The organism is candidate division WOR-3 bacterium, from assembly GCA_026418155.1.
Taxonomy (GTDB): domain Bacteria; phylum Hydrothermota; class Tepidihabitantia; order Tepidihabitantales; family CAIPLT01; genus JAOABV01.
In genome coordinates this window covers 1-2,988 of record JAOABV010000088.1, presented here as the reverse complement: position 1 = coordinate 2,988, position 2,988 = coordinate 1, and the positions used below count along the sequence as shown (strand labels likewise).

General features: G+C 36.3%; 2 protein-coding genes. One reads left to right on the top strand and one right to left on the bottom strand.

The annotated features are described in order from the left end of the window. Positions 1–368: 368 nt before the first annotated feature. On the top strand, positions 369–1,133 hold the full coding sequence (mazG, locus tag N2201_07375) for a nucleoside triphosphate pyrophosphohydrolase (protein MCX7786019.1): 765 nt from the start codon (positions 369–371) through the stop codon (positions 1,131–1,133). A 595-nt stretch (positions 1,134–1,728) separates the two neighbouring features. Here mazG and N2201_07370 read toward each other — a convergent pair. Continuing rightward, positions 1,729–2,988: T9SS type A sorting domain-containing protein (locus N2201_07370; protein ID MCX7786018.1), on the bottom strand; the 1,260-nt coding region annotated here is incomplete at its 5' end.

Sequence of the window (2,988 nt, the reverse complement as noted above, 5' to 3'; positions counted from 1 at the left end):
GAGCAAATCTGAGTATTGTTTTTGGGGTTGTTGTGAAAGTAATTGTCGGATATATTCAGGAAGCAATTCAGGAAGCAATTCAGGAAGTAATTGTCAGGGCAATTGAGAGAATCATTCAGTCGGTTGCTCTGGGTGTAAATGGGTGTGCGCTTTGAGGAGCACATCGAGTAAAATAATAACTAATGATGGCGTTGATTGTGAAATAGAAAAAATGTTTAAAAGTTTAAGGTTAAAAAAAGTTGAAATGTTCAATAGTTCAATGATTAAAAGTTCTAAGGAGGTTTCAGTTGGTTCTGGGGTAAGATTGTGTTTGGTAAAGTTATCTCAAATTAAAGTTGACTTAGATTAAAATTGTAATATACTGCAGTATGTTTGAAGAATATCTGAAATTAATCAAAAAGTTGCGCCAAGAGTGTCCGTGGGACAAAAAACAGACGCTGGCATCTTCTCGGGCTTATATTTTAGATGAAGCATATGAGTTAGAAGAAGCGATTAGAGAACGGAATTATGAGAAAATTTCTGAAGAAATTGGCGATTTAATCTATACCACACTATTTGTTTGCCGAATTCTGGAGGAAAAGAAAAAGGTCTCTTTAAGGAAAATTGAAAAGAAGACAATTCAAAAACTGATTTTGCGCCATCCGCATATTTTTGGTAATGTCAAAGTGAAAAATGCGCGCGAAGTCTTAACTAATTGGGAAAATATTAAGCGCAAAGAGAAAGATGAGCCAATGTTGAATCGGATTCCGAAATCTTTACCTGCCTTGAAGCGTGCCCAATTGATTCAAGAACGAGTTGGCCGAGTCGGCTTTGATTGGAAAAATAAAGAAGATGTCTATAAGAAAGTTATGGAAGAGATTAAGGAGTTAAAATCAGCATTAAAGAGTAAAAAGAGATTAAAGATTGCAGAAGAATTGGGTGATTTGTTATTTGCTTTAGTTAATTTTGCCCGACATTTGGGTCTTGATGCCGAATATTGTTTGAGTCAAGCAAATAATAAGTTTATCCAACGGTTTCATAGACTGGAAAAGGAATTTAAGAGTAAAAATAAGAATTTGCCGGATGTATCATTAATAGAAATGGATGCGGTGTGGGAGAAAATCAAACAGAACCAAGTCCTAAAGAAAAACTAAAACTCAAATCGTAAAACCACTGAAATTGCTTGACAAATAATAGATTCTATGTGCGTAAAATGATTTTTTTAGTAAGAGTTTTCAGATATTTTTGACTAAAGTTTTACATTTTATTCTAATTTATTTTGGATACTAAATAGAAAGAATAAGTATTTATTTTGGATACTAATTATATATAATTTTAGAAAGAATAAGTATTTATTTTGGATACTATTATAGAAAGAATAAGTAGTAGTGTATAGAAGCCGAGCATTTTCAAACCACAACTTAAAACTGAAAAGTAAGATTGCATAAAGTATTAACCCTTTGAACTTTTAATCTTTGACTTTTAAGTTTATTTTGGGTTGATTCGGATGCCTTAGGGATTTTTAAAATAAAATGCGTCCCAACTATTAAAACCGGTTCTGGTGTCAGAAAATCTTCCTTGTCTAAGACTTGAACTGACATTAGCGGATTATGATATAGTAAGTTTTCTATTTTTAGAATAGTATAATTATTGCCAGATATTCAGTCCCGGTTTATGTTTATTAGTAATTGGTATTTTATAAGGGCGAGAGTCTGGCTCTCGCCCTCGGTTTTTTCGGACCTTTATTTTTTAATTTATGATTATTTTAAGGTCGGTCCGATTTACCAAATTATCAAATCTTAAGAAGTAGATGCCTTTTGCCAGATGTTTGGTGGAGAAAGTCATTGAGTAGGTGCCGACATTCTGATATTCATCCTTCAGGGTTGCAATTAGACTACCAGTTATGCTGTATAATTTGATTGTGACTTTTCCTGATTGCGGAATTGTATAACGAATTACTGCATTTTTCACAATAGGATTAGGCGCGATATTGAAACTGAATTTGTTGATTTCCGAGTTCTGGGACATTTGAGCCGGGTTAATCGTCGGTGTAATCATAGTAACTAATCCAAGACTTGGGTCATATTGCCAGAATTCTTGAGTATTATTACCTTTGATAAGCCAAACTTTGCTATTGGCATAACCGAGTGAGGCACCAGATTTAGGAACACTCTTACTGTTTAATCGTGGGATTGTATCCAGTGGTGTCCAAGTGCCAGGTGTGCCTTCAGTATATTTCCAGAATTCGTTATAGCCATTGCCTTTGATAGCATAGATTTCACTACCGCTTGATGTCATAGCACCACCATCACCAACCAGATTATTTGCGCCAAGATAGGGATGCACTAAAGGCATTGATGGCATCTGAGTCCAGGTGTTAGATGAGATTGTGTATGCATGGAAATAGTTGATAGTGCCATCATTTTTCAGCGCATAGATTTTACCGCCGAGTTCAGCCAGACAACTTCCCGCACCGTATGCAATATTGTCCGGAGTTGGTGCATTGGCAAGTTGGGTCCAGGAATTGTTGCTTGGATTATAAGTATAGAAATTGGGTCTATTTACTCTTTGGCCACCAGCCAAGAGATAGACTCGGCCATTATAATAAGCAAGTCCAGTGCCACCTTTGACAGTTACAGGTATATTGGCTTTGGTGCTCCAAGTATTGGTGCTGATGGAATATGCCCAGAAAGCGTTTTTGCCATTGCCTTGCGTAGCATAGATAGTATTAACACCGTCATAACATAAGGCACCACCTTCACCAACTGTAGAAGGTGCTGATGCCATTAAGGTCCAATTTGAACCGTCAAATTTGTAAAATTCATTAGAGTTGTTTCCACGGAAAGCATAAAGATTATTGCCAACACCCACTAAAGCACCACCAGAACTGACAAATTTTCTGGCGACTTGAGTTGGAATATTGGGTTTTTGAGTCCAAGCAGGAGGCGGTGGAGTTTCGACTGTCACAGAACCAGTCTGTTTGTCATTAGCAGGATTCATATCACCAGT

Bases quoted from the DNA above. Each gene is read 5' to 3' on its own strand.
- mazG (MCX7786019.1), top strand. From the start codon at position 369: ATGTTTGAAGAATATCTGAAATTAATCAAAAAGTTGCGCCAAGAGTGT.